The sequence below is a fragment of the Variovorax sp. P4_D9 genome, assembly GCF_056401695.1.
The window spans coordinates 1-2,250 of record NZ_JBFUIU010001149.1 but is presented as its reverse complement, the minus strand read 5'-3'; the positions used below and the strand labels follow the sequence as shown (position 1 = coordinate 2,250).

General features: G+C 63.5%; 3 protein-coding genes. 1 reads left to right on the top strand and 2 read right to left on the bottom strand.

Annotated features, from left to right (window positions below; translation table 11 throughout):
* Positions 1-892: zinc-binding dehydrogenase (locus AC1DY5_RS52205; RefSeq protein ID WP_478122114.1), on the top strand; the 892-nt coding region annotated here is incomplete at its 5' end.
* Between the two features lie 294 nt (positions 893-1,186).
* On the opposite strand, the gene AC1DY5_RS52200 is transcribed toward AC1DY5_RS52205, so the two are convergent.
* Both AC1DY5_RS52200 and AC1DY5_RS52195 read right to left on the bottom strand, forming a co-directional pair.
* A complete protein-coding gene (locus AC1DY5_RS52200; protein WP_478122113.1) occupies positions 1,187-1,579 on the bottom strand; it encodes a hypothetical protein in 393 nt (130 codons plus the stop codon).
* Positions 1,576-1,869 carry a type II toxin-antitoxin system Phd/YefM family antitoxin gene (locus AC1DY5_RS52195; protein WP_478122112.1) on the bottom strand — a complete coding sequence of 98 codons (294 nt, stop codon included), beginning with the start codon at positions 1,867-1,869 and terminating at the stop codon, positions 1,576-1,578. Before AC1DY5_RS52195 ends, AC1DY5_RS52200 begins: the two co-directional genes overlap by 4 nt.
* Between the last annotated feature and the right edge of the window lie 381 nt (positions 1,870-2,250).

Below are 2,250 nucleotides of genomic sequence, written 5' to 3'. Positions count from 1 at the left end.
GGCCATCGGCGCTGGCGGTCCGGACGTGTTGATTCGCAAGGGTGTCTACAAATGGATGCCGCCTCTGCCTGCGATCCCTGGCAACGAGATGGCCGGAACCGTGGTGGCAGTCGGCTCGGGCGTCCAGGCCCTGCACTTGGGGCAGYGCGTGCTGGTCAGCGCGCGCGAGCTGCCACAGCGCGGAGGCTGCTACGCGCAGTACATTGCCGTACCCGCGGAGGCGCCATTCGCGCTGCCGGACGGTATCAGCTTCAACGATGCCGTGAGCCTTGGCAACGTGCAACTGGCGCAGGCCATGCTGTTGGGCAGCAACGGCGGACTGCCGGTGCGCTCAATCCTGGTGCCGGGCGCTGCAGGCGGCGTGGCCACAGCGCTGGTGCAGCTTGCGGCTCACCACGGCATGACGGTCATCGGCACCGCATCGACGCCTGCCAAGCGCGCGCACGCATTGGCACACGGGGTCACCACGCTGCTCGACGGCGATCCGGGCCACCTGCCACAGCGCGTCCTGGATGCCACTGGCGGTCGTGGTGTTGACATGGCCTTTGACCACGTGGGTGGCGAGCTACTGATTGCCTGCATCCGCTCGCTTGCGCCCCTGGGCACAGCCATCTCCTACAACATTGCCGGCGGACCGCCCGCCAGCGACGTGTTCCTCGAGTTGCGTGCGTTGCTGAGCAGGAGCCTAGCCGTGCGCACTTTCTCGATTCACACGTTCGACCAGGATCGGCAGCAACGCCGCGCCCTGATGGAGAGCGCCATCGCGCTGATGCAATGCGGCGCTGTGAAAGCGCCGCCGGCGCAAGTGCTGCCCCTTCAGGAGGTACGGCACGCGCACGCACTGCTCGACTCGGGCTCTACGCTGGGCAAGCTGATTCTTGCTCCCTGGTAAACAATTGCTGCCCGGGCATCCGTCGCTCAGCGATGTCGGGTTTCGGGTGCTTTGCCGGCGTTGAGGTCAAATATGTGAACGACTGCAAGTGGCCGACTGCTCCCTTTGTGTGCGCACGCCCTACCTTGGGTCCTTCTTGTACTTGGTCAGGATGGTGCGCATTTCGCTCTGCACATCCTTAAACGCCTCACCCATCATTCGCTTGGTCATGTACGTTTGGAAGGCTAGGTTGGTCTGTGGACGCGGCGTTGTAACGACGGCCGCTGCTGGCGGTCAGGTCTTTCTCAGTGCTCGTCAGGTGGATGGCTTGGGCAATCCGTAACCCAACTGACGCTCATGCCGCATTGAAAGCAACACCACCTCTCGGTCGGAATGGGCGCAGAGCACTACGTGGAGAGCCAGCACCAGCTCCCGCAACTCGGGCTGGCCAAGTGCCCGGGCAATTTGCCTTGCCTGCTCAGCTTGAAACTGCCCCCAGCCCGACCTGGCGTCAAGGAATCGAGCAGGTCGCCCGCTTGGGGGTGCAAAGGAAAGAATGGCTCGCGCTTTGATCACTTCAGCCTGCAATTTCTTGAGGCGCACCGGCGCAGAAGCGACGTCCTGTTCCTCCATGAAGCTACGTGAAGCGTGCAGGCACGACAGAAAGTTCGGAACCGCCCGAACCCTTGCGTTGACGGGAATGCTCACGGCGCCGATGCGACGCCGAGTGCTTGGTCCAGTTCCTCTTCAGACACGAACTGCCCCGCCAAGGCCTGCCGCAGTCCGGTGATGGCGTCTTCAGCCAGCACGAGGTTAGCGTGCTCCGACTCGAGGGCATGGTAGTAGTCCAGCCGGCGCGCATCGACCAAGGCAACGTAGCTCGCCCCATTCTTGGTCTGCACTTTCTCTGAGCCGCTGCCGACCACGTCTTCGGCCAGCTCGGTGAGCCGGGCGCGCGCTTCGCTGATGGGAACAATGTCTGATGCTCTCAATGACATATTGCAGTATCCGTTAAGATTTGCGTTAATGCCGGTCTAGCAGCCAAACCTGTACCCTGCAATCTCCGCCTGAGATGTTGGCCGCGCCCTGCCTTGCCGGCGCCGCCCAGCAGGAACCTCTCGCTCGTCCGGCCATAGCGCTGCGCGGTCCTCCAGGCCACAAGCATTTCCGCGACCGGAGATCCCGCCCGGAACGCTTTCGACGGCGAAGGCATTCCCGCCGGCGGAGCGCCCCGAACGGAGCCCATCAGATCAGTCCTCGATCGCCTCAGGAAGCGGCAGTGACGCCGCCCATCGGGAATATGGCGATGATTTCGATCGATGACGGGCCGCTATTGCGCGGGTTTTACAGCGGGTGCGCCGCGCAGGTCGATGTCGGAA